Genomic DNA, 26,026 nt, shown 5'->3' with positions numbered 1-26,026 from the left:
ACCCGGAGCCTCGCCAATCGGGCCGTCGGAGGCCCGCGCGGGCCCTTCGCTTCACTGGAGCGCGTGGACCGCGATACGGAAGACGGCGGGCGCCCGGTGGGCCGCGGCGACGATCAGCCGCCCCGAGGACGGGTGGCCGGCGGCTCCCAGCAGAGCCGCGGTGAGCAGGCGGTAGCGTCGTGTGACCTGGGCCCACCGGCGGGGGTAGTCCTCGGGCCGACCGGTGGTCAGGCAGTCGACCGCGGCCGTCGCGGTGGCCACCGCGAGGGCGATGCCCTCCCCGGTCAGGGCATCCACGTAGCCCGCGGCGTCGCCGACGAGCAGGACGCGCCCGGCCCGCCGGCCCAGTGCCCGCTGACGCAGCGGACCGGCCCCGCGTACGGGGGTGGCCCCGGGGGCGGCCGCGAGCCGGGCCGCGAGGGCCGGGAAGGCGGCCAGGTGCTGGTCGTAGGAGCGGCGGTCGCGGCTCAGGACGGCCACCCCCACCAGGTGCTCGCCGACCGGGGTCACGTACGCCTCGCCGTGCCGGGACCAGTGCACCTCGACGTGGTCCGTCCACGGGGCGAGCGGGTAGTGGCGGCGCAGACCGTAGCGGCCGGGCCCGGGTACGGGCCGGTCGAGGCCCAGGGCGCGGCGCAGCGGCGAGTGGAGCCCGTCGGCGGCGATGAGCCAGCGCGCGGTGAGTCCGGCGGCGGTGACGGTGTGCTCGTCCTGGTGGATCTCCCCCACCTTTCCGGCGACGACGCGCACGCCGAGGGCGGCGGCCCGCTCGTGCAGGGCGGTGTGGAGTTCGGTGCGGCGGACGCCCGCGCCGGGGCCGCCCCGGAAGGCCGCCTCCGCGCTGCGCCGGCCGTCGGTGTAGCGGATGCCGCGCAGTTCATGGCCGGTGACCCGGACGCCGAGGTCGCGCAGGGCCGCGACGCCTCCGGGCATGATGCCCTCGCCGCACGCCTTGTCGACGGGGGCGGTGCGCGGCTCGACGACCACCGCCTCCATGCCCGCCGACGCGGCCCGGATCGCCGCGGCCAGTCCGGCCGGTCCGCCGCCGGCGACCAGGACGTCGATCACGCCGTCGCGTCCACGGCCGGGAGACGGGCCAGTGCCCGGTCCTCGCACCGGATCCGTACGGCCATGAGCGCGGCGTTGAGCACGGTGAACACGAGGGCGGTCACCCACGCCCCGTGGACCAGGGGCAGCGCGAGGCCTTCCGCGGCGACGGCGACGTAATTGGGGTGGGCCATCCACCGGTAGGGGCCGCCGATGACGCGGGGCAGGCCGGGGACGATGATGACGCGGGTGTTCCAGCGGGGGCCGAGCGCGCGGATGCACCACCAGCGCAGCGCCTGCGCGGCCACGACGGCAGCGACCATCGTCCAGCCGAGGACGGGCAGGAAGGGGCGTTCGGCGAGCCGGACCTCCGCCAGGCAGCCCACCAGGAGCACGGTGTGCAGGGCGACCATCGCCGGATAGTGCCCGCGGCCCGACTCGGCGCCGCCCCGGGCGAGGCTCCAGCGGGTGTTGCGGCGGGCCACGACGAGTTCGGCGAGGCGCTCGGCGGCGACGGCCAGCACCAGGAGGGTGTACCAGGTCATGCGGGCTCCCGTTCACGGTCGGGTTCGGGCGCGGGGGGCACGGGTGGCGGGCCGCCGGGTCCCTCCGGCCTACCAGCGCAGCAGCACCAGTTCGCAGCAGAATCCCGGGCCCATGGCCAGCAGCAGCCCGGGGGTGCCCGGCTCCGGCCTGCGCTGTTCGATGGTGTCCCGCAGGACGTGCAGGACCGAGGACGAGGACAGGTTGCCGACGTCGGCCAGCGAGCGCCAGGTGACGTCGAGCGCGCCGTCGGGCAGATCGAGGACCTCGATGACGGTCTCCAGCACCTTGGGTCCGCCCGGGTGGCACACCCAGTGGGCGACGTCCTTCGGTTTGAGGCCGTGCTCGTCGAGGAACTCCCGTACGTCGTCCGCGAGATAGCGGCGGACGACGTCGGGCACCGCCGGGTCGAGGACCACGGAGAAGCCGGTGGAGCCGATGTCCCAGCCCATGACGTGCTCGGTGTCCGGGTACATCCGGCTGCGGCTGGCCACGAGCTCGGGCCCGGCGACGGCCCGGCGGCCGCCGAGGGCGACCACGGCGGCCGCTCCGTCGCCGAACAGCGCGGTCGCCACCAGGTTGGCGGGCGAGGAGTCGTGGCGCTGGAAGGTGAGGGAGCAGAGCTCGACCGACAGGAGCACGGCCACGTCGTCGGGGTGGCCGAGGAGGTAGTCGTGCAGCCGGGCCGTCCCGGCGGCTCCGGCGACGCAGCCGAGACCGAAGACGGGCAGCCGTTTGACGTCCGACCGCATCCCGAGGCGGGCCACGAGGCGGGCGTCGACGGAGGGGGCGGCGATGCCGGTGACGGAGGTGAACATCAGCAGGTCGACGTCGCTGGGCCGCAGCCCCGCCGCCCGCAGCGCGCCGCGTACGGCCTGGCCGCCGAGGTCGACGGCGGAGCGGATGAACACGTCGTTGGAGGCGCCGAAGCCGTCGAGGCCGCGGTAGGCGTCCAGGGGCAGCACGGTGTGCCGGGTGCGGACGCGGGCGTTCTCGTGGAGCCGGTCCAGGACACGGCGGTCGGCGTCGGGCGGCAGGCAGGTGCGGGCCACCATGTCGGTGACCTCGCGTTGGGTGTGGCGGTGGGGCGGCAGAGCCCCGTGAACCGCGGCGATGCGGGTCATCCTGCCTCCTGCTTCGGTGGCGTCATGACCCCATCCTGCCCACAAAGAGTGATGAATCGGCGCAAAAGACCCGCCCGGTCGCCGCATTGACAGGGCACCAGGCCCCTACGATCGCCCGATGGACGCCACGGACAGGGTGAGCCCGGTCGGAGCGGGGGCCGCGGGGGCGCAGCCGGCCGGGGCGGGGCGACGGGGCCGGGTCGTGGGGCTCGCGCTCGCGTGCCACCCGGGGCCGGCGCTCGCGGTGACCGCGCTCGCCTGCGCCCTCGCTCTCGGCTCCGGTCTCGGCGGCCCCCGCTGCGCGCTGGTCACGGTGGCGGTTCTGACCGGCCAGCTCTCGGTGGGCTGGTGCAACGACGCGTACGACGCACGGCGTGACGCCCGCGCCGGCCGCCGAGGAAAGCCCGCGGCCGACGGCACGGTCGGGCCGGGCGCGGTGTGGGCCGCGGCGGCGATCGCGCTCGCCCTGTGCGTACCGCTCTCGCTGGCCTGCGGGGCCCTCGCCGGTACGGTGCACCTCGCCGCGGTCACGGCCGCCTGGCTCTACAACCTGCGGCTCAAGGCGACCGCCCTGTCCTGGCTGCCGTACGTGGCCGGATTCGCCGCCCTGCCGGCAGCCGCCGCGCTCTCCATGCCCGGCGGACCGTGGCCCCGGTGGTGGACGGTGACGGCCGGGGCCCTGCTCGGGTTCGCGGCGCATCTGGCCGACACGCTCCCGGACATCGCGGCGGACCGGGCGGCCGGGATCCGGGGCCTGCCGCACCGGCTGGGCGACCGCGGGACCCGGCTGCTGCTGCCGCTGCCGCTGCTGGGCGCCACGGCGGTGCTGGCGTTCGGACCGCCCGGACCGGTGGACGCCGGGGGTGCGGCGGCGCTCCTGCTGGCCGGTGCGGCGGCGTTCGCGGGCCCGGCGCTCGGCCGCCGGTGGCGCAAGGCCGCGCTGGCCGGAGCGGTGGCCGTGGCGGCGGTGGATCTGGCGCTGCTGCTGGTCCGGGGCGCGGCCGCGGTCTGAACGGGCGCCGCCGGCAGCAGTACGCCCCTTTCACGTCCCGGCCGGCGGTTCGTCGCCGGTCCGGGAACGCCCCTGCGCACCAGCTGATTCGGTGCCGTCACGGCTCTGGGAAGTGCAGGGTCCCGGGGCTACCCTCCGCGCATGATTCCCACGGTTGTCTGGGGTACCGGCAACGTCGGCCGCGCGGCGATCCGCGCCGTCGAGGCCCATCCGGCACTGACACTCACCGCCGTCCTCGTGCACGATCCCGCCAAGGTCGGCCGCGACGCCGGGGAACTCGGCGGTCTCGGGCGCACGCTCGGGGTCGCGGCCACCGACGACATCGCCGCCGTCCTGGCCGCCGGCCCCCGGGCGGTGGCCTACGCGGCGTCCGGCGACATCCGCCCCGACGACGCCCTGGCCGACATCGGCCGGGCGATCCGGGCCGGCGCGGTGGTCGTCACGCCCTCCCTCTATCCGCTCTACGACCAGCGCAACGCCCCGCCGGAGCTGCGGGACCCGCTCCTGGCCGCCGTCGCCGAGGGCGGCGGCTCCCTCTTCGTCTCGGGCGTCGACCCCGGCTGGGGCAATGACGTCCTGCCCCTGCTCGTCAGCGGTCTCGGCACCGAGGTGGACGTGATCCGCTGCCAGGAGATCTTCGACTACTCCACGTACGAGCAGGAGGATTCGGTACGCCATCTGATCGGCATGGGACACCCGATGGACTACGAGCCGCCGATGCTGGCCGAGAGTGTTCCGACGATGGTGTGGGGCGGTCAGATACGTCTCATGGCGCGGGCGCTGGGCGTCGAGCTCGACGATATCCGCGAGACCCTGGACCGCCGGGCGCTGGAGAAGGAGGTGCCCACCCGCACGATGGGCGCGTTCGCGGCGGGCACCCAGGGCGCCGTGCGCTTCGAGGTGCAGGGCATCGTGGGCGGCGAGCCCCGCATCGTCATCGAGCACATCACCCGGATCCATCGCTCGTGCGCCCCGGACTGGCCGTCCCCGCCCGACGGGGTGGGCGCGCACCGGGTGGTGATCGAGGGCCGTCCCCGTATCGAGGTGACGGTCGAGGCCTCCGACGAGGACGGGAACCGGTCCGCGGGCGGGAACGCCACCGCGGTGGGGCGGCTCGTCTCGGCGATCGACTGGCTGGTGGACGCGGAGCCGGGCCTGTACGACGCACTCGACGTCCCGCTGCGGCCTGCGGTCGGCAGGCTGGGAAGGAGACCGGCATGATCATCGATATTCCGGAGGGACAGGAGCCCATCGGTTACGTATGGGGGGAGATGGTCCCCGGCATCGGCATGGCCGCCGCCACGTTCTCGATGTCCGTGTACGAGCACACGACGCTGGGGCTGCGGGAGTTCGAGGCCGCCAGGCTGCGGGTGGCGCAGATCAACGGGTGCCTGTTCTGCCTGGACTGGCGGACCGAGCGGGACGGGACGAAGGTCGAGGAGGAGTTCGCGGAAGCGGTGACCCGGTGGCGTACGACGGACGCCTTCGACGCGCGGACCCGGCTCGCGGCGGAGTACGCCGAGCGGTACACGCTCGACCATCACGGTCTGGACGACGCCTTCTGGAAGCGGATGACCGCGCACTACAGCCAGGCGGAGATCGTGGAGCTGACGATGAGCATCGGCTCGTGGCTGGCGTTCGGGCGGCTCAATCACGTGCTGGGGATCGACGCGGTGTGCGTTCTGCCCGGTCACGGGTGACGGGCGGGCACCCACGGACGGAGTCCGGGGCCGCCGGGTTGGCACTCCCGGCCCCGGGCTCTTTCGTGGGCCGTCTACAGATCGGTCGCGATGATCCGTTCGATGTTGCGCTCGGCGAGCGCGGTGATGGTGACGAACGGGTTCACGCTGGTGTTGCCGGGGATCAGGGCGCCGTCGATGACGTACAGACCCGGGTAGCCGTGCAGCCGGCCGTAGTTGTCGGTGGCCTTGTCCAGTACCGCGCCGCCCAGCGGGTGGTAGGTGAGGTGGTCGCCCCAGATCTTGTACACACCGAAGAGGTCCGTGCGGTAGATCGTCCCCTCCTTCTGGTTGATCTTGTCGAAGATGGTCTTCGCCGCGTCGATGGACGGCTGCTTCCACGCCGTCTGCCAGTTCAGCTCCGCCTTCCCCGCCGCCGCGTTCCAGGTGAACCGGGCCCGGTTGGGGTTCTTGGTGATCGACAGGTAGAACGAGGCCCACGTCTCGATCCCGGTGGGCAGCGGAGCGACTTCGGCGAACGCTCCGCCGGCGTCCCAGTTGTCGATGCCGCCGGTGGGGATGGACGACTGGACCTTCCCCGTCGGGTCCCAGAGGTGGTTGGCCCGGCCGCACATGACGTTGCCGTTGTCGCCCCAGCCCTTGCCGACCTCGTCGTTGAGGAGAGGCAGGGCGCCGGTGGCCTTGAGGCCGACGAGCAGCTTGCTGGTGCCGACGCTGCCCGCGGCGAAGAACACCTTGTCCGCCGTGACGGTCTTGGTGACGGTGGTCCGGCCGCCGGTGTCCAGCTGGTCGATGAGCACGGTGTAGCCGCCGCCGGGGGCCGGGGTGACCGTGGTGACCTTGTGGAGCGGGGAGATGGTGACCCGGCCGGTGGCCTTGATCCGGTCGATGTAGGTCTTCTGGAGCGATTTCTTGCCGTAGTTGTTGCCGTAGAGGATCTCCGCGTCCAGGGCCGACTTGGGGACGGTCCCGGCCGCCTCCTGCTTCATGTAGTCCCAGTCGTAGACGGCGGGCACGAAGAGGAACGGGAAGCCGGAGCGCTGGGCGTGCTTTCGGCCGACCCGGGCGTACTGGTAGCAGTCGACGGTGTCGAACCAGGCGGGATCGATGGTGGTGACGCCCAGCCCGCTGTTGGCGCGCGGGTAGTAGGTGCTGTACATCTCCTCGGCGTTCACCGTCGGGAGGATGGCGCCGAAGTTCTCCCGGCGCGGGGTGACGGCCATGCCGCCGTTGACCAGCGACCCGCCGCCGACGCCGCGGCCCTGGTAGACCGTGATGCCGGCGAACTCCTCGGCGTCCAGGATGCCGGTGCAGCGGTTGACGTCCTTGTCGATGGGGAAGCCGAGGAAGTTGCTCAGCGGCTGCTTGGTCCGGGTCCGCAGCCAGAAGGAGCGGTCGTCCGGCTTGGTGGTGTTGGCGAAGATCTTGCCGTCCGCGCCCGGGGTGTCCCAGGCCATGCCCATCTCGACCATGTGGACGTCGACACCGGACCGGGCGATCCGGAGGGCGGCCACGGAGCCGCCGTATCCGGTGCCGATGACCAGGACCGGTACGTGCGCCCCGGAGCCGATCGGCGCCGCCGCCGCACGCACGCTCGCCCACGAGGGTGCGGTGGTCCCGGCAAACGCCGCGACCCCCAGAAGAGAACCTGTTCCTGCGATGAATCTTCGACGCGAGACGCCCTTGGACTCGTCGTCCTGCATGGTAGCGTCACTCATGTGACATCCCTCACTCTCGACAGAGTGCAACAGGTTCTACTGTCGATCGCGTGGTAAGTCATTAGAAACCTGGGGGTAACTTCCCGGTACCGCCCGGCATGCCGAAGGGGCCCCGGACCATGGCCGTGCGGTCCGGGGCCCCTTCGGCTCGGGCGCGGATGATCAGTAGGCGCCGAAGACGTTGTCGATCGAGCCGTAGCGGTCCGCGGCGTAGTTGCACGCGGCCGTGATGTTGGCGACCGGGTCGTAGCTGTCGGTCGAGGTGCCGGGCACGTGGTAGGCCTGGAAGGTCGGGTCGATGACCTGGAGCAGGCCCTTGGAGGGGGTGCCCTTGACCGCGTTGGAGTCCCAGTTGTTGATCGCGGCCGGGTTGCCCGAGGACTCGCGCATGATGTTGCGGTGGATGCCCTCGTAGGTGCCGGGGATGCCGTGCTCGGCCATGACCGCGAGCGACTCCTTGATCCAGCCGTCGAGGTCGTTGGTGTACGCGACGGCCTTCCCGGCGGCCGGAGCGGCCTTCGCCACCGGGGCGACTTCGGTGCGCTCAGAACGGTCGGCGCGGTCCGCCGCGGCACCGCGCGCGGCGGAAGCGGAAGCCTTGGAGGCCTTGGCGTCCGACGGGGCTGCGGCCTTGTTTCCGAGCGTCAGCTTGATACCCGGGTGAATAAGGTCGGGGTTCTCTCCGACGATCTTCCGGTTGCCTTCGTACAGCTTCTTCCAGCCGCCGCTCACGGAATGCTCACGGGCGATCTTGGAAAGCGTTTCGCCGGCCACCACGGAATGCTGGGCGGGCGCGGCCTTCACGGCGGAATTCGCCGGTGCGGACAGCGCGGCGGGGGCCACGGCCTGCTGCGGCGCCGTTGGGGCGGGGGCCGCGAAGGCGCTGGTGGCGCCGATCACCGGGAGGGCGAGAACGGCTCCACCGGTGGTCACGGCGGCGATGCCGCGGCGCAGCGAGTTGGACTGGGGACGGCGGTGCTTACCCTGTGCGGGCATGGGGGATTTCCTCTCCGGCGCCTGCGAGGTGAGCTGTCGGGTTCAGACGGGAGATGTCTGGCCGCACGGTCGTGCGACTTCACCCCAAGCCGTTCCGGTTACGGTTCGGCGACTTACCTGGGTCCCCCGCTCCTGCCGTACGTGAGTGGGTTTCGGATTCCCGGACGGCGGCAGGATTCGGCGTTCCATCCGGATTGACGGTGACCGTAGGCGAGAAACACCGAGCAGAACAAGCCCCGCATTCCGAATTCCCTTTTCCGCGCAAGATCGAATGGTGGAGTTCCCGGATCGGGCCGCGCCGTCGCGGCGTCAACTTTCTTCGCACAGAAGGGAACCGATGGATCCACTTCTGCGTCCGCACCCTCGGACGTGATGCTCACCACTCGCTCGCGGCGATGGCGAAAACAGGCCCAGGCAAATACAGCAAAAGGCCCACTAATCCCTTTACGGATAGGTGGACCAAAAGAGCCAAATCGACCATATAGGCATAGCAAAACGGACCAATCAGACACCCTGGACGAGGCCGGTCGAGGGGCGCGCGGGGCGATCGCTTACGGTGTGGGGTGGAGAGTGGTAAGCCGACCCTTACCTCCGACGTACGCTCTACCTGCCCGCGTTCGCCCGCCCCGAAGGATCACCACGCCATGACACGCCCCGTCCGCGTCGCCATTGTCGGAGCCGGCCCTGCCGGTATCTATGCTGCGGACGCGCTGCTCAAATCCGAGGTCTGCCAGGACCCGGGGGTCTCGATCGACCTGTTCGAGCGCATGCCCGCGCCCTTCGGTCTGATCCGTTACGGCGTGGCCCCCGACCACCCGCGCATCAAGGGCATCGTCAAGGCCCTGCACCAGGTGCTGGACAAGCCCCAGATCCGGCTCTTCGGGAACGTCAGCTACCCGCACGACATCGGCCTGGACGACCTGCGGTCGTTCTACGACGCGGTGATATTCTCCACCGGCGCCGAGGCCGACCGGGCGCTCGACATCCCCGGCATCCAGCTGGACGGCTCCTACGGCGCTGCCGAGTTCGTCTCCTGGTACGACGGGCACCCCGAGGTCCCGCGCACCTGGCCGCTCACCGCGGAGAAGGTCGCCGTCCTCGGCGTCGGGAACGTGGCCCTGGACGTGGCCCGTGTCCTGGCCAAGACGGCGGACGAGCTGCTGCCCACCGAGATCCCGGACAACGTGTACCAGGGCCTCAAGGAGAACAAGGCGCTGGAGGTGCATGTGTTCGGGCGGCGTGGCCCGGCGCAGGCCAAGTTCAGCCCGATGGAGCTGCGGGAGCTGGACCACTCCCCCAACATCGAGGTCATCGTCAACCCCGAGGACATCGAGTACGACGAGGGCTCCATCGCGACCCGCCGGGAGAACAAGCAGGCCAACATGGTCGCGCAGACCCTGGAGAACTGGGCGATCCGTGACGTCGGCGACCACCCGCACAAGCTGTTCCTGCACTTCTTCGAGTCCCCGGTCGAGATCCTCGGTGAGGACGGCAAGGTCGTGGCGCTGCGCACCGAGCGCACCGAGCTGGACGGCACCGGCAACGTCCGGGGCACCGGTCAGTTCACCGACTGGGACATGCAGAGCGTCTACCGCGCCGTCGGCTACTACTCGGAGGAACTGCCCAAGCTGCCCTTCGACGTGGTCTCCGGCACCGTTCCGCACGAGGCGGGCCGCGTCATCGCCGGGGACGAGCACATGGCCTCGGTCTACGTCACGGGCTGGATCAAGCGCGGTCCGATCGGCCTGATCGGGCACACCAAGGGCGACGCCAACGAGACGGTCGCCTGCGTTCTGGAGGACCGCGCCGCCGGCCGGCTGGCCGAGCCGGCCACGCCCGCCCCGGAGGCCGTCGAGGCCTTCCTGGCGGACCGCGGGGTCCGCTACACGACCTGGGAGGGCTGGCACAAGCTGGACGCCCACGAGCAGGCGCTCGGTGCCGCCCAGGGCCGTGAGCGGATCAAGGTCGTGGAGCGCGAGGTCATGCTGGAGGCCTCCGGCGCCTACGTGCCGGCCGAGCACCCCACCGACGCCTGATCGACGAAGCCCTCTCTAAGGGCTGTCCCGGGCTGCCGCCGAGCGGCCCGGGCCCGGCCCCCTGAACGTGCGCCACAGGTCGGGGCCGGGCGCACGGGACGTCGCGGGCCGCCGGACCTTCGGGGCCTTCGCCCACCGGGCGGCCAGCAGGAGCGCGATGTCGTCGGGGCGGTCGATGGCCGCCCTCGCCTCTCCGATGACGTGGTCGGCCGTATCGGCCAGGGGGACCGCGCCGATGCGTTCGACGGTGGCGCGCAGCCGCTCGATCCCCTCGTCGATGTCCGTGCCGGGGCGCTCGATCAGCCCGTCCGTGAACAGGGCGAGCATCGCCCCCGGTTCGAGCCGCATCTCCGTGACCGGGTAGGTCGCGTGCCCGTCGATCCCGAGCACGATGCCGCCGGGCAGGTCCAGGACCTCCGTCCGGCCGTCGGGCTGCCGCAGCACGGGCTGCGGATGCCCCGCCCGTACGGCACGGGCCACACCGGTCACCGGGTCGAGGGCGATGTAGCAGCAGCTCGCGAACTGCCCCGGATCGAGGTCGATGAGCAGCCGGTTCGTCCCGCTCATCACCTCCTGCGGATCGTGGTTGCTCAGCGCGAACGCCCTTACCGCACTGCGCAGTTGCCCCATGGTCGCGGCGGCGGAGACACCGTGGCCCTGTACGTCGCCGATGATCAGGGCGAGTTCGTGGCCGGTCTCGATGACGTCGTACCAGTCGCCGCCCACGTCCATGCCCTGGGTGCCGGAGAGGTAGCGGCCCAGCGTGTCCACGCCGTCGATCTCCGGCAGCCGGTGCGGCAGCAGGGCGCCCTGGAGTCCGCGGGCGAGGGCCGACTCGCTGTCGTAGCGCTGGGCGCGCTGCAGGGCCTGGGCGATGAGGCCGGCCAGGGCCGTCAGTACCGTACGCTCCTCCGGGCTGAAGCCGCGCGGCCGGTCGAAGCCGAGGATGCAGGAGCCGACGGGCCGCCCCGAGGCGATCAGCGGCAGGAACGCCCGCGCCCCGACGTCCGCGTCGATCGGGATGCCCGGGTAGGCCTCGGCGAGGCGCTGCATGGACTCGAAGAAGATCGGCCGGCCGGTGGTCAGGGTCTCCACCCCGGGGATGCTGACGTCGAGCCCGACCCCGTCGAAGCGGTCGAGGAACCCCTTCGGGAATCCCGTCTCCCAGGCCAGCTCGAGATGACGCTCGTTCAGCAGGTAGATGGCGAGCTGACGGCCGCCGAACGCCGGCAGCAGCTCCTCCGTGACCACCGCGGAGACCTGGCGGGCCGTGACCGCCTCGGTCAGTGCGATGGCGAGGGCCACCGGCCGGTACAGCGCGGAGGAACGGTCGGCGGTCGAGCCGATGCCCAGTCCCGGTGAGGTGACGGAGCCGGGGGCGTAGGCCGGCTGGTCGGTCGCCTGGAGGACGACGCTCACCCCGTAGTGGTCCGGGTACAGGGACACCGACAGCCAGCGCGAGGGCGGGCGCCGGGCGAGGAAATGGACGGGCTCGTCGGCGATCAGGGCCGCCCGGTAGTGGTCCTCGTAGGCCTCGTGCCCGAACCATGGCAGCGCCTGCCACACGACATGGCCGATCAGCTCCGCGCGGGAGTGGCCGAGCAACTCCTCGGCGAGGCGGTTGGCGTACGTGATCCGGCCGAGCCGGTCCAGCGAGAGAATGCCCCGGGGCAGCCGGTCCGCGGCCTCCGGCACGACGGGCCCCGCACCGAGGTCGACCAGGAAGCCACTGAGATGACCGGCCGACGCATCGCCGTCCGGGTGGGTCCAGCGGCCGGACAGCTCCAGCAGATGGGACCGGCCGTCGGGGCCGCGCAGCCGCATCCGGCGGACCACCGGCTCGGCCGACTCCACCGTCTGCCGGGCCAGCGCCCACAGCCCGTACACGTCCTCCGGGACCAGCCGTTCGGCGATCGCGTCGATGGTGCCCGGGAAGTCGGCGGGCGCGAAGCCGAGGATCGCGCAGAGTTCGTCGGCGGCGACCTGCCCGGAGTGCAGGTCCCAGTCGAAGTGGCAGACCCGCACCGGGGGAGCGGTGGCGGCGGGCAGTTGCACGGGGACCGGCTCGGTCTCCCATCCGCAGTCGATCCCCCGCCGCTCCAGATCGGTGAGCGCGCCGCCGAGCCGTTGCCCGAGGCGGTGCAGCCGTTCGCCGTCGGCGGGAGCGATGGGCCGGCCCGGTGTCGAGGCCCGCAGGACCGCCAGCACGCCCATGCTTCCCCGGGGTCCGGTGATCGGCACCCACAGCGAACCGAACGGGAACGGCAGCCCGGCCATCAGCTGCGGGAACCGGCGCATGGACTCCTCCGCGTCGGAGAGCAGCACGGGCCTTCCCGAGCGGTAGGCCTCGGAGACCGGGAAGGGCCGGTTCACATGCATCCGCCACCAGGGCCGGAACAGCGGGCCCGGCAGTCCGGCGAGCATCGCGAGCCGCAGCAGTCCGGGCGTCCGACTGCGCAGGTAGACGCCGCCCGCGTAGCCGTCGGTCGACTCGACGGCACTGACGAGAGCCTGCGCCAGGACGAGGGACAGCTCGTCGGGTGCTCGGGCACCGTCGTATCCCCCGGCCGCGGTCCCGTTTCCGGCGGGCAGGGGATGCCGGGGCGTATCGTGCCGGGTCACACAGCCAGCATGCTCCCGATCCGGGGTACCCCGCACCTCCGGCGTCCGGCCGCCCCGCCGGCCGCACGCGGAGTGCCGGTGTCGGTGGAGCTTGGCGACGGCGGTGCGGGTCGTCTTCTTGAACCCCTCCAGCGGTGCGCCGTCGAGATCGCCGAGCTGTCCCCACTCGACGGCGGTCACCGTCCGGCCGTCGCGGCCCACGGAGTAGAGCCCGATGCCCGTGGAGCCGATCTCCGGGTAGGACGTGTCGATGCTGTAGACGTGCGCGCCCTCCTCGACGTTCACGGGAAGTCCCGGTGGCGGGTGCCGGCCGCCGGGGCGATCCCGGTGGTGCACACGGACCCTTCCTCGGGCACTCCCTGGCGTACCGGGCCGGCCGTCCGTGACGGACTCCGGGAAAGCCGGGTCCTGACGAGGGCGACCCGCGTCGCGGAGGCGTGCGGGGACGGATGCGCCCATGCTGGTGACACGCGCGGCGGAACCGGTGCCGGCCGCGGACGTACCCGGTGGAGGTGCCGATGGACCCCGTCACCGCCCTGCGGCGGATCGCCTTCCTGCTGGAACGCTCGCAGGCCGCCACCTATCGGGTGAAGGCCTTCCGTACGGCCGCCGCCGCCGTGGACGCGATGGCCGCCGGGGAGGCCGCCGAGCGGGTGGCCGCGAAGTCCCTGGAGCAGGTCGCCGGGATCGGACCCCGCACGGCCGAGGTGATCCGCGAGACTCTGGCCGGAAGGACGCCCGGGTATCTGGACCGGCTGGAGAAGGAGGCCGCGGCCGAGCCCTCCGTCGAGGGAGGCCAGGAGCTCCACGCCCGGCTGACGGGCGACTGCCATCTGCACTCGGACTGGTCGGACGGGGGCAGCCCGATCGAGGAGATGGGCCGGACCGCCGCGGAGCTGGGGCACGCGTGGGCCGTCCTCACCGATCATTCGCCCCGGCTGACGGTGGCACGCGGCCTGTCGCCGGAACGGCTGCGGGAGCAGCTCACTGTGGTGGCGCGGCTCAACGAGGAGTGGGCTCCGTTCCGGCTGCTGACGGGGATCGAGTGCGACATCCTGCCGGACGGTTCGCTCGACCAGGAGGACGAGCTGCTGGAGCGCCTCGACGTGGTGGTGGTCTCCGTCCACTCGAAGCTGCGCATGGACCCGGAACCGATGACGCGGCGCCTGGAGGCGGCGGTGCGCCATCCGCGGGCGAATGTGCTCGGCCACTGCACGGGGCGTCTGCTGGCCGGGCGGGGCCGGCCGGAGTCGCGGTTCGACGCGGACCGGGTCTTCGCGGCCTGCGCCGCGGCGGGGACTGCGGTGGAGATCAACTGCCGGCCGGAGCGGCGGGATCCGCCACGGCGGCTGCTGCGCACGGCCGTCGCGGCGGGGGCCCTCTTCGCGATCGACACGGACGCGCATGCCCCGGGGCAGCTCGACTGGCAGCGGTCGGGTTGCGCCCGCGCCGAGGAGTGCGGGGTCCCGGCGGACCGGGTGGTGACGACCTGGAGCGCGGAACGGCTCCTGGAGTGGGCCGGCTGACCCGCGCCCGACCGCCCCCGGAGGTCTGCGTGTCCTTCGGAGGCGGGCGTCGGCCTGGCCGGGGCTACTTCTCGGGGTAGACGTCCCCGGCCGCCATGGCGCTCTGCTGTTCGCTCCGGTCCCGGATCGTCCGGGACTTCTTCTCCAGCCGCTCGCGCTCGTGCGGGTCGCTCGCGCGCTCCGCGGCCTCGGCGAGCTGCTGGGCCTTCTCACGCATCTGCCGAGCCAGGTCGGCGGGTTCGTCCGAACCGCTCATCACCACTCCTTGGACGCTGGGGACCTCCAGGGCGTGTCCAGCGAACACGCCCCGGGGGCCTGTCGTCAAGATCCCGTCGTCGCCCGTCGGCCGGGAAGGTGACGACGGGCTCCAAGGCGTTCCTGCGCCTTGCGATGCACCGCACCGGACGCCGCGGCCTGTCCGACCCTGATCCGCCGGACACGCCCTGACCCCAGGGAACCAGTGACCGGCCGCCTCCGCATCCCGCACGACCGGGGTCCGGACCCCGGGATGCGCGACCGGTCAGGCGGGCTGCCTGCCCAGGCGCCGCAGGAGTGCGCGCAGCCGGGGGTGGCGCGCGTGCGCCTCCGCCGAGCGGCGGCCCAGCTCATCGCCGAGGCGTTCGGTGCGCTCCTCGATGTCGAGTTCGGCCAGCACCCGGTCGATCTCGGCGAGGAGCGCCCCGTGCAGCTGCCACTGGCGCGGGTGCTCCTGGACGTCCTCCAGCAGCAGGTCGGCCACCCGGTCGCGGGTCGCGCGGCTGCGGACGAGCGCGTCGGCGAGCCCGTCCTCCGCCGCCTCCGCGTCGGCGGCGAGCTGCGTCGTGACCAGGACGGCGAAGCTCTCGATCGCCTCGGCGAGGTGGCCGAAGAGTTCCTGGAGCAGTTCCGTCACGTCGGCCGGGAACAGCGACTCCTCGGTACGGGCCTTCGCCAGGTCGGTGAGGGTACGGGACAGGACGCGCAGGACGACGGCGCAGATCTCCAGCGTGTCGAGCCCGGTGCGCAGGACGACCCGGTGGAGCAGCCCCTGCCTCACCCTGGGGTTGAGGGTGAGACTCTCCTCCGCCTGCCGCAGCGAGGCGTCGACCTCCACGATGTCGTGGTCGAGCTTGCGGGCCTCGTGCAGCCGGGCGGCGGCCCGGGACACGGGGTAGTTCCCCTCCACCTCTTCGCCCATGCTGCGCAGCATCGCGCCCATCCGGGCGGCCAGCGATTCGATGGAGGAGCCGGCCGAGCCGACCCAGACGGGCGGGGCGAGGAGCAGGTTGAACAGGAGTCCCACGACGGCGCCGATCAGCGTCTCCCACACCCGGTCCCAGGCGGTGTCGGCGACCTGCGAGACGCCGAGGACCAGCATCGCGCTGATCGCCACCTCGGGCACGAACTCGTTGACCCGTACCAGCCGCCCGATCATCAGCGAGGTGAAGATCGTGAGGCCGAGGCTCCACCAGCTCAGCCCGACCAGGGAGCTGAAGGCGATGGCGATGAGGACGCCGACGACGACCGAGTTCACCCTGCGGACGCCCGTGGTGAGCGTCGCGTAGAGAGTCACCTGGACGACCAGGAGCGCGGTGAGGGGCGCGGTCAGCGGGGCCGGTTCGGGCAGCGCCCAGACGGCCACGGAGTAGGCGATGACGGCGGCCGCCGTCGAGCGCAGCGTCTGCACCCCGGCGGGTTCGGTGGTGCGCTGCACGAGCTTGACGACGGGGGCGGAGACTCGGGGCATTCCCTGAAGGTGCCCCGAATCGCCTCCCCGCAGCGCTCCCGCAGCCCGGGCTCCGCCGTACGGCCCCGTACCTGGCGGCACGGCGGACGGCGTGCGCGGAGGCGCGGTCGGAGAGACCCTGGAGGCATGGCTGCTTCGTCGAATCCCCCAGGAGAGACACCGCCGGCCGAGGGCTCCATCAGCGAGGCCCACGAGGAACGCGCGGACGGAGGGCTGTGGGAGCACCCCGGCGTCTGGAGCGCCCTGATCGTGATCGGAGCTCTCGTGGTCGCCGGATTCTTCCTCGCCCGGATCTTCGGTTACGGATGAGTGGCGGGGTCTTCGCATCGGCGCGCCGGATCACCGACGCGCTGCTGGAGGAGTGCGGGCGGACGTATGCGGCGGAGGCGGGGATCCGGCTGCGCGACACTCCGCAACCGCTCTACCAGCTCCTGGTGCTGAGCCACCTGCTGAGCGCCCGGATCCGCGCCTCGGTCGCCGTGGCCGCCGCACGGGCGCTGTTCGCGCACGGCATGCGGACCCCGCGCCGGATGGTGGAGGCGACCTGGCAGCAGCGCGTGGACGCGTTGGGCGAGGGCGGCTACCGCCGCTACGACGAGCGGACCTCCACCCAGCTCGGGGAGGGCGCGCGTCTCGTCCTCGATGTCTGGAAGGGCGACCTGCGGCGACTGCGCGCGGAGGCGGACGGCGACGGAGAGGTGTTGCGGGCGGGGCTCCGACGCGTCCGGGGGATCGGACCGGCCGGGGCCGACATCTTCGTACGCGAGGTGCAGGCGATCTGGCCGGAGACCGGGTTCTGGGCCGGCGCCAAGGCCCTGCAGGGGGCCGAGCGGCTCGGTCTGCCCACCTCCCCCGGCAAGCTGGCCGATGTGGCACGCGACCGGGACCGGGCCACGTTCGCCGCGGCGCTGGTCAGGGCGGCCCTGGACCGCGAGATCGTCGAGAGGGTCCGGGAGGCCGCGCGCCGGAAGGAGTGAGCCCCGCCGGGAGCGGCCCCGGAAGGCCGGGCGAACCGCACAGGCACCCCGAGCGGACCGCGCGGACTCGCGAAGACGCCCGTGCCGTACGTGTCGGCACGGGCGCCTCGCTTCTCTCAGCGGTCGGAGGCTGCCCGCGACGCGCGCGCCAGGGCCTCCTCGCGGCGGGCCTCGGCCTGTTCCTTCCTGCCCTCGGCCTTCAGCCGCTCGTCCTCGAGGGCGATGCCGTCCGATTCCTTGATCATGCCTTTGAGCCTCCGCGCCTTGGCGCGGGCTATGTCGGTGCTCTTTCCCACAGCTGCCTCCATGCCGCGAGGGAGATACGCGCTCCTCCCTCCACTATGCATACCCGCGGGGCAGAACGCAGTGGGTCACAGGAGCGGATCCTCGTCCTCGTCCGCTCCGCCGCCCTCGACCCGCAGCGCGAGGTCCTGGAGGACGTCGGCCGATGACACGTCGGTCTGCCCGGAGTCGTGGACCTGGGCCAGCATCGTGAAAGCGAGGGTGAAGGCGCTCACGAGCTGTTCGACCGCACCGCCGACCTCGCGCCCGACGACGGTGACCACTTCCTCGACGGAGAAGTCGTCGGGGATGGCGATGTGGGGCATCGTCTCGTTCAGCAGGGCGGTGACGGCGCCCGCTCCCGCGTCCAGATCTTCCCGTTCGAGGTCCGCCTCCAGCAGACGCTGCATTTCGCGCGCCTCTGTGAGGATGCCGATCACGCGCTTCACGACTTCCCGTTGCTCCATGGGCGCGAGCATAGGGCGTGCGACCCGGTCGCAACGTCCGGTCGAGTTGGCTTGCGCCCGGTTGTCGCAGCGCCGCAGCCGAGCCAGTACGCGGTGTGGCCCCACACCGCACTGATCGTGGACGTGGAGGGCCGGGCCACACCGGGGCCGCGTCCTATCCGCGTGGCGGAAGCTTCTTGCGCGAGCGGTTCTCCAGCATCGCCCGGCGGATGCGGGCCGCCGCGGCGTGGGCGTGCTCCGGGGTCGCGGTGTGGTCGGCGACCGAGGTGACGAAGCGGTGCAGCGGCTGCCGGCAGTGGGTGCACGGGGTGTCGGTGGTGACGTGGTAACCGTCCTCGCACTGCGGGTCGGAGCACGAGCCGGGCATCAACAGCTGCTCGGCGATGTCCTGGGCGCTCCAGCGGCGGCGGCCGTCCTCGTCCTTCTCGTTGAGGGCGTGGGCCCAGCGCAGGTTCCAGCGGCGTTCGATGCGTTCACGGAGGAGACTGGCGCTGCGGTTCGCCAGTTCCTGGTGGATCAGGTCGTGGACGGTGCTCGGGACCCGGCCGCCGAGCGCCTGGAGGAGCTGTTGCGGCAGCGCCTGGAGGACATAGCCGCGCGGGTTGCTCTTGGCGCTCTCCCGCCAGCGGTCGCAGGAACAGGTTCCGTCGGGCCGTTTCGGGGCGTGGCAGCGTCCGCACAGGCCGCGGCATTCGGCGCACAGCCCTCCGTCGAGCCCGTCCAGGTGGGGCGCGGGCGCCCGGCCGCAGGCCTGGCAGCAGGCCGCGCACGGCCCGCAGAGCCGCTCGTTGCCCGCCTTCGTCGTCCAGGTCCGCATCTGGCACCGGCAGCAGAGGCCGGTGTTGCAGTACTCGTGGTGGGCGGCGCCCGAGTGCCGTCCGGAGGGCGGAAAAGACATCTGCCCATTGTGCGGTATGTCCGGGGGCGCCGCGGACCGGCCGCCGGGGCCGGGGTCAGGGGTGGAGGCCGCTGACCAGGTCGGCGGTGGCGACGATACCGTCGTGGATGGTCGGCGCCATGCTCGTACTGGCCATGAGGAAGCCCAGCAGGGCGCAGACCAGCGCGTGCGAGACCTTCAGTCCTCCGTTGCGGAGGAAGATCACCGCCAGGATCGTCAGAAGCAGCACCAGTGAGATCGAAATGGCCATGGCCAACCTCCTCCGCCGCGCCGGATTTGCGGCTTTCGGCCGCCAGTGTGGCGCAGCGGAGGGGCTGTTCGGTGCACTCGCTTGTCCGCCGAACGGGTACTTCCGGACCGGGAGGTGTTACGGGGTCGGGGCACCGTTCCCGCGAGCGCGGAGGAAGTGTTCGAGTCCGGCCAGGTCGTCGGTGTTGAGGTGGTCGACCCCGGCGGCGAGCAGTTCGGACCAGACGGCCTCGCGTTCGGGTCCCGGCAGGTCGGGCGTGGCCCAGAAGCGGATACGGCGGCCCTCCCGGTGGGCGGCGGAGACGAGGGTGCGGAGCCGGTCGCGCTCGGCCCGGGGGAAGGGTCCCGCGCCGAGCCAGCCGAAGCTCTGGGTCCAGTTGGCGCTGACGAGCGGGGCGAACGAGGCGGGGGCCGCGGTGCCGAGGTCGTCGAGGCGGCCGTCGTAGAACGCGTAACGGGTGCGCTGCGCCTCCATGGGGGCGCGGGCGGCGCGGTCGCCGGAGATCACCGGGGTGACCGCCCCCGGGTGGACGCGGCCGTGGCTGTAGCGGGTGAGGATGTGGCGGTGGCGGCGCAGTTGCCGGTCCAGCTCCTGGTAGGCGGCGACCCCGTCGGCCTTGATGTCGATGAGGAGCTGCAGTGGGGCGCGGTGGTGCGGGTGGACGCCGCCGTGCCCGGCGCGGACCAGAGCGGCGAGCGGGTCCAGGTAGAGCGAGGCGAGGGTGCGGGTGGGGTCGAGCTCCGCGGGCTCGTGGGCGACGAGCAGGTCGCCGTCGACGAGGAAGACGTCCGCCTCGACGCTGGTGAACCCGTGCGCGAGCGCGTCGAGCAGCGGCCGGGGGTGCAGGTAGTCGTTGTGCGCGTGGGCGTGGCGTAACGGACGCGGGCCGCGCGGGCGGGCGGGCGCGGCGACCGCCGTCGCGGTGGGGACGGCGATGCCCACGGCGGCGGTGGCGAGGGCGACCGTGAGCGCGCGGCGGCGGGTGAGGTGGGCCATGGGGACTCCCTGAGCGGCGGACGGGCGGGGTGGACGGTCGCGTCGAGTATGGAGTCGCACCGGCCCATTTGGGCAGGTACCTGCCAAGAGTTGGCGCGAGCGTCGCCTTCCGGTCGACCGCGCCGCATCCGCTGTTCGCCGCCTCCGCTCGCGGGGGCGCTCCCGGTGCGCGTGAGGTGCTCAGCCCGCCGCGACGCGTTCGCGTTCCGCGGGTCCGGCGTTCCGCTCGCCCCAGCGCACCGTACGGTCGCACCAGCGCTCCAGCAGCACCCGGTCGTGGCCGACGGCCAGCAGGGCGGCCCCGGACTCGGAGCGGTAGCGCTCGACCACGGCGACCAGAGCCGCCGTCGTGGACGCGTCGAGCATCGCGGTCATCTCGTCGCAGATCAGGAGCCGGGGCTCCAGCACCAGGGCCCGTGCCAGACAGGCGCGCTGGAGCTGGCCGTCACTCACCGCGTGCGGGCGGCGTTCCAGCAGTTCCTCGGAGAGGCCGACCAGTTGGGCCAGCTCCGCCACCCGCCCGGGGACCTCCCGGCGGCGCCCGGTGGACCGCAGCGGCTGGGCGATCAGTTCGCGCAGGCTGAGCCGGGGGTCGGCGGAGAGCCGGGGCTGCTGGAAGACGACGCCGACCGCGGTGCGCTGCTCGCGCGGGGCCCGGTGCCGCCAGCCGCGTATCACCGTGCCGTCCAGGGTCATGGTGCCGGCGTCCGGGCGGTGCAGGAGGGCGGCGACCCTGGCCAGGGTGGACTTGCCGCAGCCGCTGGGGCCCAGCAGCCCGACCGCCTCGCCCGCCGCGACGTGCAGGGAGACATCGCGGACGACGGGGTCGCGGCGGTCGTATCCGGCGGTGATCCGGGTCAGCTCAAGCATCGGCGGCCTCCTTGAGGGGGTGCGTCCGGCCGGTCAGCGCGTGGTGGCAGGCCAGGTCCGCAGCGAAGGCCGGCCGTTCGCCGGTGCAGCGGGCGTCGGCGTACGCGCAGCGGGCGGCGAAGGCACAGCCGTCGGGCAGCGCACCCAGCTCCGGCGGCATCCCGGGGATCGGGGCGAAGTCCCGCTCGGGCAGGGCGTCCAGCAGGCCCTTGGCGTACGGGTGGCGGGGGCCGGGTGCGCCGAAGAAGCGCGGGGCGCCGGCGATCTCGACGATCCGGCCGGCGTACATGACGGCGACCCGGTCGGCGATGCGTTCGGCGGCGGCCAGGTCGTGGGTGATGATCAGCAGCGCCCGGCCCTCGTCGGTGTGCCGGCGCAGTTCGTCCACCGTCCGCTCGACGAGGTCCCGGTCGAGTCCGGTGGTCGGTTCGTCGGCGAGCAGCAGCGGGGCGTCGCCGATCAGGGCGAGGGCGGTCGCGGCGCGCTGGGCGAGGCCGCCGGACAGCTCGTGCGGGTAGCGGTCGAGGTGGCCGTCGGGGAACGAGGCGCGGGCCGCCGCCACCACAGCGGCCTCGCGCAGGACGCTCCCCCGCACCCCGGTCAGCTCGCGCAGGCTCTCCTCCAGCTGGGACCGGACGGTGCGCACGGGGGTGAGGTGGGCGGCGGGGCTCTGCGGTACGAGGCCGATGCGCCGTCCCCGTACCGTGCGGGCGAGGGTGCGCTCGTCGGCGGTGAGCAGGTCCGTGTCCCCGCCGAGCACCGCGCTGCCGGTGGTGGTCGCGTTGGCGGGCAGCAGTCCGAGCAGGGCGGAGGCCAGGACGGACTTGCCGCAGCCGCTCTCGCCGACCAGGGCCAGGCACTCCCCCGGTGCGACGGAGAAGCGGGCGTCGGTGACGGCGGCGATGTCCCGGCCACCGCGCATCCGGAAGCGGACGGAGAGGTCTCGGACATCGAGGACGGGCACACCGGTGTTCTCGCGGGCGTCGGTCACAGCATCAGCTCCGATTTCCGGCGCGGGTTGATCCGGTCGCGCCAGGCTCCGGCGAGCCCCGCGAGTGCGAGGGTCGGGATGATCAGGAAGAGGCCGGGGAAGAGCGTCGGCCACCAGTCCCCCGCGAGCAGCGAACCGCGCGCGGACTGGACGAGGTTACCGAGGCTCGCCTGATGGGCCGGGAGCCCGAGCCCGAGGAAGGAGAGCGCGGACTCGTGCCACATCGCGTGCGGCACCATCAGCACCGCCGCCAGACCCGCCTGTGGGAGCACACCGGGCAGCAGGTGCCGCACGATGACCCGGGTGCGGGAGGCGCCGCCGGAGACGGCCGCGTCGATGAAGGGGCGCGAGCGCAGCGAGAGCACCTCCGAGCGGACGATCCGGGCGGTGGACAGCCAGTGCGTCAGGGCGACCGAGACGATCACCGGCCAGACGCCGGGCCGGAACATCGCGACGATGAAGATGCCGAGCAGCAGGTGCGGCACGGAGGACAGGGCGTCGACGACCCGCATCACGACCCGGTCCGTCCAGCCGCCGAACGCCCCGGCGAGCGCGCCGATCGCGGTACCGATGACGGTGGCGGTGAGGGCGGCGACGAGGCCGACGAGCAGCGAGACGCGCAGGCCGTAGACGCAGCGCAGCAGGAGGTCGCGCCCGACGTCGTCGGTGCCGAACGGGTGGGCCCAGGACGGCGGGTCGAGTTTGTTGGCCAGGTCGACGGCCTGCTGGTCGAGCTGGGCCAGCGGCGGCACGACGAGGACGGCGAGCGCGACGGTGACGACGATCGTGGCCGAGGTGACGATCCGGACGCGGCGGGTGGTGCGGCCGGGGAGGGCGAGCGTGGTCTCAGCCATCGAAGGCCACCCGGGGGTCGGCGAGTCCGTAGAGGAGGTCGGAGAGCAGGTTGCCGAGCAGGACGGCGGCGGTGGCGAGCACCGTGAGCGCGGCGAGCAGGGAGAAGTCCACCGAGGTCGCGGCCTGGACGGTGGCGGCGGCGATGCCGGGCCAGCTGAAGACCGTCTCGACGAGCAGCGCCCCGGTGATGAGTTCGGGGACGCGGGAGCCGATCAGGGTGAGCATCGGCAGCATCCCGGACCGCAGGGCGTGGCCGAGGAGCACGGTGCGCTCGCTGAGCCCTCGGGCGCGGGCGCCGCGGACCGGGTCCTCGGCGAGGGCGTCGGCGACGCCTTGGCGTACGTACAGGAAGAACCACGGCAGCTGGGAGATGCCGAGGACCGCCGCGGGAAGCACCAGGTGCGAGGCGACCTGGCCGAAGGTGACGACGTCGCTGGCGGCGTCGGTGAGTCCGCCGGCCGGGAGGACGTCCAGCTTCAGGGCGAAGAACCAGATGGCGAGCAGCCCGAGCCAGAAGGCGGGGGCGGCTTCCAGCGTGTACGCGGCGGAGCTGACGCACCGGTCGAGCCAGCCGCCGGGCCTGCGGGCGGCGAGGACGCCGAGGCCGGTGCCGAGCAGGATCGCGACGAGGAAGGCCGTGGCGGCGAGCAGGACGGACCAGCCCATGCGTTCCGCGATGACGTCGGCGACCGGCTGGCGCATCACGCTGGAGTCGCCGAGATCGCCCTGGAACGCGGAGGTCAGCCAGTCCCACCAACGGGCGACGAGCGGCTGGTCGACGCCGAGGTTGGCCCGCAGCTGGTCGAGGTTCTCCTGCGATGCGGTGAGTCCGGCGGTGCCCGCGTAGGCCTTGACCGGGTCGAAGGGGGACGCCGCGGCGACGGCGAAGACGCCGAAGGTGACGACGCCGAGGACGGGGACGGCGAACAGGGCCCGCCGTCCCGCCATCCGCGCCATCGGCCCCCAGGGGAGGCGGTGGGTCACTTGCCCGCGCTCCCGGTCTTCCACTTCTCGACGTTCCACCAGGGGCCGGAGGCCAGCCCGTGGTCGTGCGGCTCGACCTGGGTGGTGAGGGAGCCGAAGCGGTCGTCGACGACGTAGAGGTGGTCGATGTGGGTGAGGAAGGTGTAGCCCGGGTTCTTCACCAGCTCGCGCTGGACGGTGTCGTACGCCTTCTTGCGCTCGGCCTTGTCACCACTCCTGCGGCCCGACTCGATCGCGGTGTCCACGGCCTCGTCGTCGTACCAGGCCATGTTGTTGAAGCCGTCGCCCGCGAGGGAGGACTTCAGCAGGGTGTACTGGTCGAAGTCCGGGTCGGCGGGAGAGCCGCCGCCCGCGAGGACGGCGTCGTGCTTCATCCGGGGCTGGATGACCTCCCAGGTACCGGCCTCGGTGCGGATGTCGATGCCCGCCTTCTTGGCGTCGGAGGCGTAGGCGAGGGCGTGCTCCTGGCGGAGCTTGTCGCCGCTGAGGTACCAGAGCGGGAAGGCGGCCCGCAGGCCGTCCTTGACCCGGACGCCGTCCTTGCCGGGCTTCCATCCGGCCTCGTCCAGGATCTTCTTCGCGGCGGCGAGGTCGTGGGGGCGCTCGGTGCCCTGGGTGAACCACTCGCTGTCGGTGGGGACGGGCCCGTAGGCGGGCTTGCCCGCGCCGTTGAGGATGGCGTCGACCATGGTCTCGCGGTCGACCGCGATGTCGAGGGCGCGGCGTACGGCGGTGTCGCCGGCGACCTTGTTGTGGGTCGGGAGGGTCACCGTGCGGTAGTCGTAGGTGGTGGCGGCGTACGTCTTCTTGCCCTGGTCGTCCGCGAAGCCCTTGGCGAGGTTGGGCGGCAGGATCGCGCCGTCGAGGTCGCCGGAGCGCAGCCGGGTGGCGCGCACGTCGTCGTCCTTGATGATCGCCATGGTGAACTTCTTCACCTCGGGTTCGCCGCCCCAGTAGTGGGGGTTGGCGGTGAAGCTGAGTTTCTCGCCCTTGGACCACTTGGTGAGGACGTAGGGCCCGGTGCCGATGGGGCGGGTGGTGAAGGCGCCGGTGTTGACGTCCTGCCTGCCCGCGATGTGCTCGGGGGCGATGGGCAGGACGGTTCGCTGGGCGAAGGGCGCGTAGGGGTACTTGAGGGTGAAGACGACCGTGTCCTCGCCCTTCGCCGTGACGTCCTCGACGGCGTCCAGCTCGGTGCGGGAGGCGTTGTTGGTCCTCTCGTCGAGGATGGTGCGGTAGGTGAAGACGACGTCCTTGGCGCCGAACGCCTTTCCGTCGCTGAACTTCACGCCCGTGCGCAGCTTGTACGTGTACGTCAGGCCGTCGTCGCTGACCTCGGGGAGCTCGGCGGCGAGGGCGGGGCGGAGCTTCATGTCCGCGTCCAGGGCGAGCAGTCCGTCGAAGATCTTGGAGTTGCCGTCCTTGCCGTAGCCGAGCAGCGGGCTCAGGCTGTCGGGCTCGTAGGCGATGGCGACGACCGCCGAGGTGGTTCCGGTCCCGGAGCCGCTCTTTGCGCTGTCCGGGTTCGAGCAGGCTGCCGCGGTCAGGGACAGGGCGGTCGCCAGCGTGGCGGCGACCGCCACCCGTATCGATCGGGCCGTCATACTCTGCACATCCCTGTTGAAGATCGGCTGTTATTGCGAGCAGTGTGCAATTAAACAGCACGTAAAGGACCCCGGTACACCCCGCCTCGACAGGCGAGACGAGTGCACCGGGGCCGGTACGGCAGGGGATGGCCTCTCAGGGGTCCGGCCCCGCCCGCCTACAGTGAAGCGTCGGCCAGGTCGATGGTGAGCACGTCCTCGTCCCTCGTCCGGTGGTCGATCGTGATCGAGCCGGCCGCGCCTGCATAGGCTGCGGTCCCTCCGGTGATCGCGAAGACGTGGGACCACGGCTGGGCGTTCACCGGGGACTCGGTCACGGCGGGAAGCGGCCGCTGGAAGGCCGTGGCAGCCGTGATCAGGCCGTCGTCGAGGCTCAGGACCAGCGTCGCCAGGACGAACGAGCCGTCCAGACCCACGGCGACAGGCAGGCAGTGCGCGTTCTCGGTGCCCACGCTGTCGCCCTGCGCGTCCGACAGGTCGTACCGGACGAAGTACGGGACGCCGGCCGTGAGGACGTCCGGGATGTTCGCGCCCGTGCGCCTGCCGGTCAGGACGACCCGGCGGGCCGCCTTTCGCGCCGCGTGGGCGGCCCCGCCCGCCCCCACGACCAGTCCCCCGGCGATGGTCGCCGCCGAGGTCAGCTGCAGTACGCTCCTGCGATCCATGTCCGTCATCGCCTGCCTCACACCCTTGTCCGTCGTGCCCCCGAGCGCACGCGCGCCCCACGGACAAACGCCCACCGGGGCGGAACGGATCGCCCGGCACGCGCACACCACCGGAATGGACGAGCGGACCGGTGCGA

General features: G+C 72.6%; 26 protein-coding genes, 1 pseudogene and 1 riboswitch. Of the genes and pseudogenes, 7 read left to right on the top strand and 20 right to left on the bottom strand.

The features are described from left to right. Positions 1–51: 51 nt before the first annotated feature. From IG90_RS0117730 to IG90_RS0117720, 3 genes are all read right to left on the bottom strand, one after another. The gene (locus tag IG90_RS0117730) at positions 52–1,068 is read right to left on the bottom strand and encodes an NAD(P)/FAD-dependent oxidoreductase (RefSeq protein ID WP_030584967.1); all 1,017 of its coding nucleotides are present in this window, start codon (positions 1,066–1,068) and stop codon (positions 52–54) included. Beyond that, the gene (locus tag IG90_RS0117725; protein ID WP_030584964.1) at positions 1,065–1,592 is read right to left on the bottom strand and encodes an isoprenylcysteine carboxyl methyltransferase family protein; all 528 of its coding nucleotides are present in this window, start codon (positions 1,590–1,592) and stop codon (positions 1,065–1,067) included. The genes IG90_RS0117730 and IG90_RS0117725 overlap by 4 nt, the downstream gene beginning before the upstream one ends. 69 nt (positions 1,593–1,661) lie before the next feature. Continuing rightward, the gene (locus IG90_RS0117720; protein WP_030584961.1) at positions 1,662–2,714 is read right to left on the bottom strand and encodes a type III polyketide synthase; all 1,053 of its coding nucleotides are present in this window, start codon (positions 2,712–2,714) and stop codon (positions 1,662–1,664) included. A 118-nt stretch (positions 2,715–2,832) separates the two neighbouring features. On the opposite strand from IG90_RS0117720, the gene IG90_RS0117715 reads away from it, so the two are divergent. From IG90_RS0117715 to IG90_RS0117705, 3 genes are all read left to right on the top strand, one after another. After that, positions 2,833–3,726: a UbiA family prenyltransferase gene (locus IG90_RS0117715; RefSeq protein ID WP_030584958.1), complete on the top strand. Its 894-nt coding sequence runs from the start codon at positions 2,833–2,835 to the stop codon at positions 3,724–3,726. Positions 3,727–3,867: 141 nt separating this feature from the next. Beyond that, complete coding sequence (locus IG90_RS0117710; RefSeq protein WP_030584956.1) at positions 3,868–4,947, top strand: NAD(P)H-dependent amine dehydrogenase family protein; 1,080 nt, start codon at positions 3,868–3,870, stop codon at positions 4,945–4,947. Beyond that, positions 4,944–5,426 carry a carboxymuconolactone decarboxylase family protein gene (locus tag IG90_RS0117705; RefSeq protein ID WP_030584953.1) on the top strand — a complete coding sequence of 161 codons (483 nt, stop codon included), beginning with the start codon at positions 4,944–4,946 and terminating at the stop codon, positions 5,424–5,426. Before IG90_RS0117710 ends, IG90_RS0117705 begins: the two co-directional genes overlap by 4 nt. Before the next feature lie 74 nt (positions 5,427–5,500). Here the strand turns inward: IG90_RS0117705 and IG90_RS0117700 are convergent, their stop codons facing one another. Both IG90_RS0117700 and IG90_RS0117695 read right to left on the bottom strand, forming a co-directional pair. Beyond that, positions 5,501–7,144, bottom strand: a complete 1,644-nt coding sequence (locus tag IG90_RS0117700) for a GMC oxidoreductase (protein WP_030584951.1) — start codon at positions 7,142–7,144, stop codon at positions 5,501–5,503. A 162-nt stretch (positions 7,145–7,306) separates the two neighbouring features. Continuing rightward, entirely contained in the window at positions 7,307–8,140 is an 834-nt protein-coding gene (locus tag IG90_RS0117695; RefSeq protein WP_030584949.1) for a transglycosylase SLT domain-containing protein, read from the bottom strand. 3 nt (positions 8,141–8,143) lie between these two features. Then, positions 8,144–8,302: riboswitch (cyclic di-AMP (ydaO/yuaA leader) on the bottom strand. A gap of 482 nt (positions 8,303–8,784) precedes the next feature. Here IG90_RS0117695 and IG90_RS0117690 point away from each other — a divergent pair. Continuing rightward, the gene (locus IG90_RS0117690) at positions 8,785–10,176 is read left to right on the top strand and encodes an FAD-dependent oxidoreductase (RefSeq protein ID WP_030584947.1); all 1,392 of its coding nucleotides are present in this window, start codon (positions 8,785–8,787) and stop codon (positions 10,174–10,176) included. Positions 10,177–10,191: 15 nt separating this feature from the next. Here IG90_RS0117690 and IG90_RS0117685 read toward each other — a convergent pair whose 3' ends face one another. Together IG90_RS0117685 and IG90_RS46910 are read right to left on the bottom strand one after the other, a co-directional pair. After that, complete coding sequence (locus IG90_RS0117685) at positions 10,192–12,798, bottom strand: SpoIIE family protein phosphatase (RefSeq protein WP_411572630.1); 2,607 nt, start codon at positions 12,796–12,798, stop codon at positions 10,192–10,194. 84 nt (positions 12,799–12,882) lie between these two features. Next, positions 12,883–13,178, bottom strand: a pseudogene (locus IG90_RS46910) (hypothetical protein); the annotation flags it as partial. Positions 13,179–13,316: 138 nt separating this feature from the next. Here IG90_RS46910 and IG90_RS0117680 point away from each other — a divergent pair. After that, positions 13,317–14,324 (top strand): PHP domain-containing protein, encoded by a 1,008-nt coding sequence (locus IG90_RS0117680; protein ID WP_030584943.1) that lies wholly within the window; start codon positions 13,317–13,319, stop codon positions 14,322–14,324. A gap of 64 nt (positions 14,325–14,388) precedes the next feature. Here IG90_RS0117680 and IG90_RS0117675 read toward each other — a convergent pair whose 3' ends face one another. Further along, positions 14,389–14,580: a DUF6381 family protein gene (locus IG90_RS0117675; protein WP_030584941.1), complete on the bottom strand. Its 192-nt coding sequence runs from the start codon at positions 14,578–14,580 to the stop codon at positions 14,389–14,391. A gap of 264 nt (positions 14,581–14,844) precedes the next feature. Further along, positions 14,845–16,050, bottom strand: a complete 1,206-nt coding sequence (locus tag IG90_RS0117670; RefSeq protein ID WP_030584940.1) for an FUSC family protein — start codon at positions 16,048–16,050, stop codon at positions 14,845–14,847. Positions 16,051–16,176: 126 nt separating this feature from the next. On the opposite strand from IG90_RS0117670, the gene IG90_RS0117665 reads away from it, so the two are divergent. Both IG90_RS0117665 and IG90_RS0117660 read left to right on the top strand, forming a co-directional pair. Then, positions 16,177–16,359 (top strand): DUF6480 family protein, encoded by a 183-nt coding sequence (locus IG90_RS0117665; protein ID WP_030584939.1) that lies wholly within the window; start codon positions 16,177–16,179, stop codon positions 16,357–16,359. Next, positions 16,356–17,027: a hypothetical protein gene (locus tag IG90_RS0117660; RefSeq protein WP_030584938.1), complete on the top strand. Its 672-nt coding sequence runs from the start codon at positions 16,356–16,358 to the stop codon at positions 17,025–17,027. The genes IG90_RS0117665 and IG90_RS0117660 overlap by 4 nt, the downstream gene beginning before the upstream one ends. Positions 17,028–17,143: 116 nt before the next feature. Here IG90_RS0117660 and IG90_RS0117655 read toward each other — a convergent pair whose 3' ends face one another. From IG90_RS0117655 to IG90_RS0117605, 11 genes are all read right to left on the bottom strand, one after another. Then, a complete protein-coding gene (locus IG90_RS0117655; RefSeq protein WP_030584936.1) occupies positions 17,144–17,323 on the bottom strand; it encodes a hypothetical protein in 180 nt (59 codons plus the stop codon). A 75-nt stretch (positions 17,324–17,398) separates the two neighbouring features. Continuing rightward, complete coding sequence (locus tag IG90_RS0117650; RefSeq protein WP_030584934.1) at positions 17,399–17,788, bottom strand: hypothetical protein; 390 nt, start codon at positions 17,786–17,788, stop codon at positions 17,399–17,401. A gap of 142 nt (positions 17,789–17,930) precedes the next feature. After that, positions 17,931–18,674, bottom strand: coding sequence for a hypothetical protein (locus IG90_RS0117645; RefSeq protein ID WP_030584932.1), 744 nt, complete (start codon positions 18,672–18,674; stop codon positions 17,931–17,933). Between the two features lie 55 nt (positions 18,675–18,729). Next, positions 18,730–18,924 (bottom strand): hypothetical protein, encoded by a 195-nt coding sequence (locus tag IG90_RS0117640; RefSeq protein WP_030584929.1) that lies wholly within the window; start codon positions 18,922–18,924, stop codon positions 18,730–18,732. A gap of 117 nt (positions 18,925–19,041) precedes the next feature. Further along, positions 19,042–19,920 carry a phosphatidylinositol-specific phospholipase C/glycerophosphodiester phosphodiesterase family protein gene (locus IG90_RS0117635; RefSeq protein WP_030584926.1) on the bottom strand — a complete coding sequence of 293 codons (879 nt, stop codon included), beginning with the start codon at positions 19,918–19,920 and terminating at the stop codon, positions 19,042–19,044. Positions 19,921–20,100: 180 nt separating this feature from the next. Continuing rightward, the gene (locus tag IG90_RS0117630) at positions 20,101–20,790 is read right to left on the bottom strand and encodes an ABC transporter ATP-binding protein (RefSeq protein ID WP_030584923.1); all 690 of its coding nucleotides are present in this window, start codon (positions 20,788–20,790) and stop codon (positions 20,101–20,103) included. Then, entirely contained in the window at positions 20,783–21,781 is a 999-nt protein-coding gene (locus tag IG90_RS0117625; protein WP_030584920.1) for an ABC transporter ATP-binding protein, read from the bottom strand. The genes IG90_RS0117630 and IG90_RS0117625 overlap by 8 nt, the downstream gene beginning before the upstream one ends. Further along, on the bottom strand, positions 21,778–22,635 hold the full coding sequence (locus IG90_RS0117620) for an ABC transporter permease (protein WP_030584917.1): 858 nt from the start codon (positions 22,633–22,635) through the stop codon (positions 21,778–21,780). The genes IG90_RS0117625 and IG90_RS0117620 overlap by 4 nt, the downstream gene beginning before the upstream one ends. Continuing rightward, positions 22,628–23,593 carry an ABC transporter permease gene (locus tag IG90_RS0117615; protein ID WP_030584914.1) on the bottom strand — a complete coding sequence of 322 codons (966 nt, stop codon included), beginning with the start codon at positions 23,591–23,593 and terminating at the stop codon, positions 22,628–22,630. The genes IG90_RS0117620 and IG90_RS0117615 overlap by 8 nt, the downstream gene beginning before the upstream one ends. Positions 23,594–23,616: 23 nt before the next feature. After that, positions 23,617–25,224, bottom strand: a complete 1,608-nt coding sequence (locus IG90_RS0117610; RefSeq protein WP_030584911.1) for an ABC transporter substrate-binding protein — start codon at positions 25,222–25,224, stop codon at positions 23,617–23,619. A gap of 158 nt (positions 25,225–25,382) precedes the next feature. After that, on the bottom strand, positions 25,383–25,898 hold the full coding sequence (locus tag IG90_RS0117605; protein WP_030584908.1) for a hypothetical protein: 516 nt from the start codon (positions 25,896–25,898) through the stop codon (positions 25,383–25,385). Positions 25,899–26,026: the final 128 nt, after the last annotated feature.

This window comes from Streptomyces anulatus (assembly GCF_000721175.1).
Lineage (GTDB): Bacteria > Actinomycetota > Actinomycetes > Streptomycetales > Streptomycetaceae > Streptomyces > Streptomyces anulatus_C.
This window is presented reverse-complemented; position numbering and strand designations above follow the sequence as displayed.

Bases quoted from the DNA above. Each gene is read 5' to 3' on its own strand.
- IG90_RS0117725 (WP_030584964.1), bottom strand. From the start codon at position 1,592: ATGACCTGGTACACCCTCCTGGTGCTGGCCGTCGCCGCCGAGCGCCTC.
- IG90_RS0117720 (WP_030584961.1), bottom strand. From the start codon at position 2,714: ATGACCCGCATCGCCGCGGTTCACGGGGCTCTGCCGCCCCACCGCCAC.
- IG90_RS0117715 (WP_030584958.1), top strand. From the start codon at position 2,833: ATGGACGCCACGGACAGGGTGAGCCCGGTCGGAGCGGGGGCCGCGGGG.
- IG90_RS0117710 (WP_030584956.1), top strand. From the start codon at position 3,868: ATGATTCCCACGGTTGTCTGGGGTACCGGCAACGTCGGCCGCGCGGCG.
- IG90_RS0117705 (WP_030584953.1), top strand. From the start codon at position 4,944: ATGATCATCGATATTCCGGAGGGACAGGAGCCCATCGGTTACGTATGG.
- IG90_RS0117700 (WP_030584951.1), bottom strand. From the start codon at position 7,144: ATGAGTGACGCTACCATGCAGGACGACGAGTCCAAGGGCGTCTCGCGT.
- IG90_RS0117695 (WP_030584949.1), bottom strand. From the start codon at position 8,140: ATGCCCGCACAGGGTAAGCACCGCCGTCCCCAGTCCAACTCGCTGCGC.
- IG90_RS0117690 (WP_030584947.1), top strand. From the start codon at position 8,785: ATGACACGCCCCGTCCGCGTCGCCATTGTCGGAGCCGGCCCTGCCGGT.
- IG90_RS0117680 (WP_030584943.1), top strand. From the start codon at position 13,317: ATGGACCCCGTCACCGCCCTGCGGCGGATCGCCTTCCTGCTGGAACGC.
- IG90_RS0117675 (WP_030584941.1), bottom strand. From the start codon at position 14,580: ATGAGCGGTTCGGACGAACCCGCCGACCTGGCTCGGCAGATGCGTGAG.
- IG90_RS0117670 (WP_030584940.1), bottom strand. From the start codon at position 16,050: ATGCCCCGAGTCTCCGCCCCCGTCGTCAAGCTCGTGCAGCGCACCACC.
- IG90_RS0117665 (WP_030584939.1), top strand. From the start codon at position 16,177: ATGGCTGCTTCGTCGAATCCCCCAGGAGAGACACCGCCGGCCGAGGGC.
- IG90_RS0117660 (WP_030584938.1), top strand. From the start codon at position 16,356: ATGAGTGGCGGGGTCTTCGCATCGGCGCGCCGGATCACCGACGCGCTG.
- IG90_RS0117650 (WP_030584934.1), bottom strand. From the start codon at position 17,788: ATGCTCGCGCCCATGGAGCAACGGGAAGTCGTGAAGCGCGTGATCGGC.
- IG90_RS0117645 (WP_030584932.1), bottom strand. From the start codon at position 18,674: ATGTCTTTTCCGCCCTCCGGACGGCACTCGGGCGCCGCCCACCACGAG.
- IG90_RS0117640 (WP_030584929.1), bottom strand. From the start codon at position 18,924: ATGGCCATTTCGATCTCACTGGTGCTGCTTCTGACGATCCTGGCGGTG.
- IG90_RS0117635 (WP_030584926.1), bottom strand. From the start codon at position 19,920: ATGGCCCACCTCACCCGCCGCCGCGCGCTCACGGTCGCCCTCGCCACC.
- IG90_RS0117630 (WP_030584923.1), bottom strand. From the start codon at position 20,790: ATGCTTGAGCTGACCCGGATCACCGCCGGATACGACCGCCGCGACCCC.
- IG90_RS0117620 (WP_030584917.1), bottom strand. From the start codon at position 22,635: ATGGCTGAGACCACGCTCGCCCTCCCCGGCCGCACCACCCGCCGCGTC.
- IG90_RS0117615 (WP_030584914.1), bottom strand. From the start codon at position 23,593: ATGGCGCGGATGGCGGGACGGCGGGCCCTGTTCGCCGTCCCCGTCCTC.
- IG90_RS0117610 (WP_030584911.1), bottom strand. From the start codon at position 25,224: ATGACGGCCCGATCGATACGGGTGGCGGTCGCCGCCACGCTGGCGACC.
- IG90_RS0117605 (WP_030584908.1), bottom strand. From the start codon at position 25,898: ATGACGGACATGGATCGCAGGAGCGTACTGCAGCTGACCTCGGCGGCG.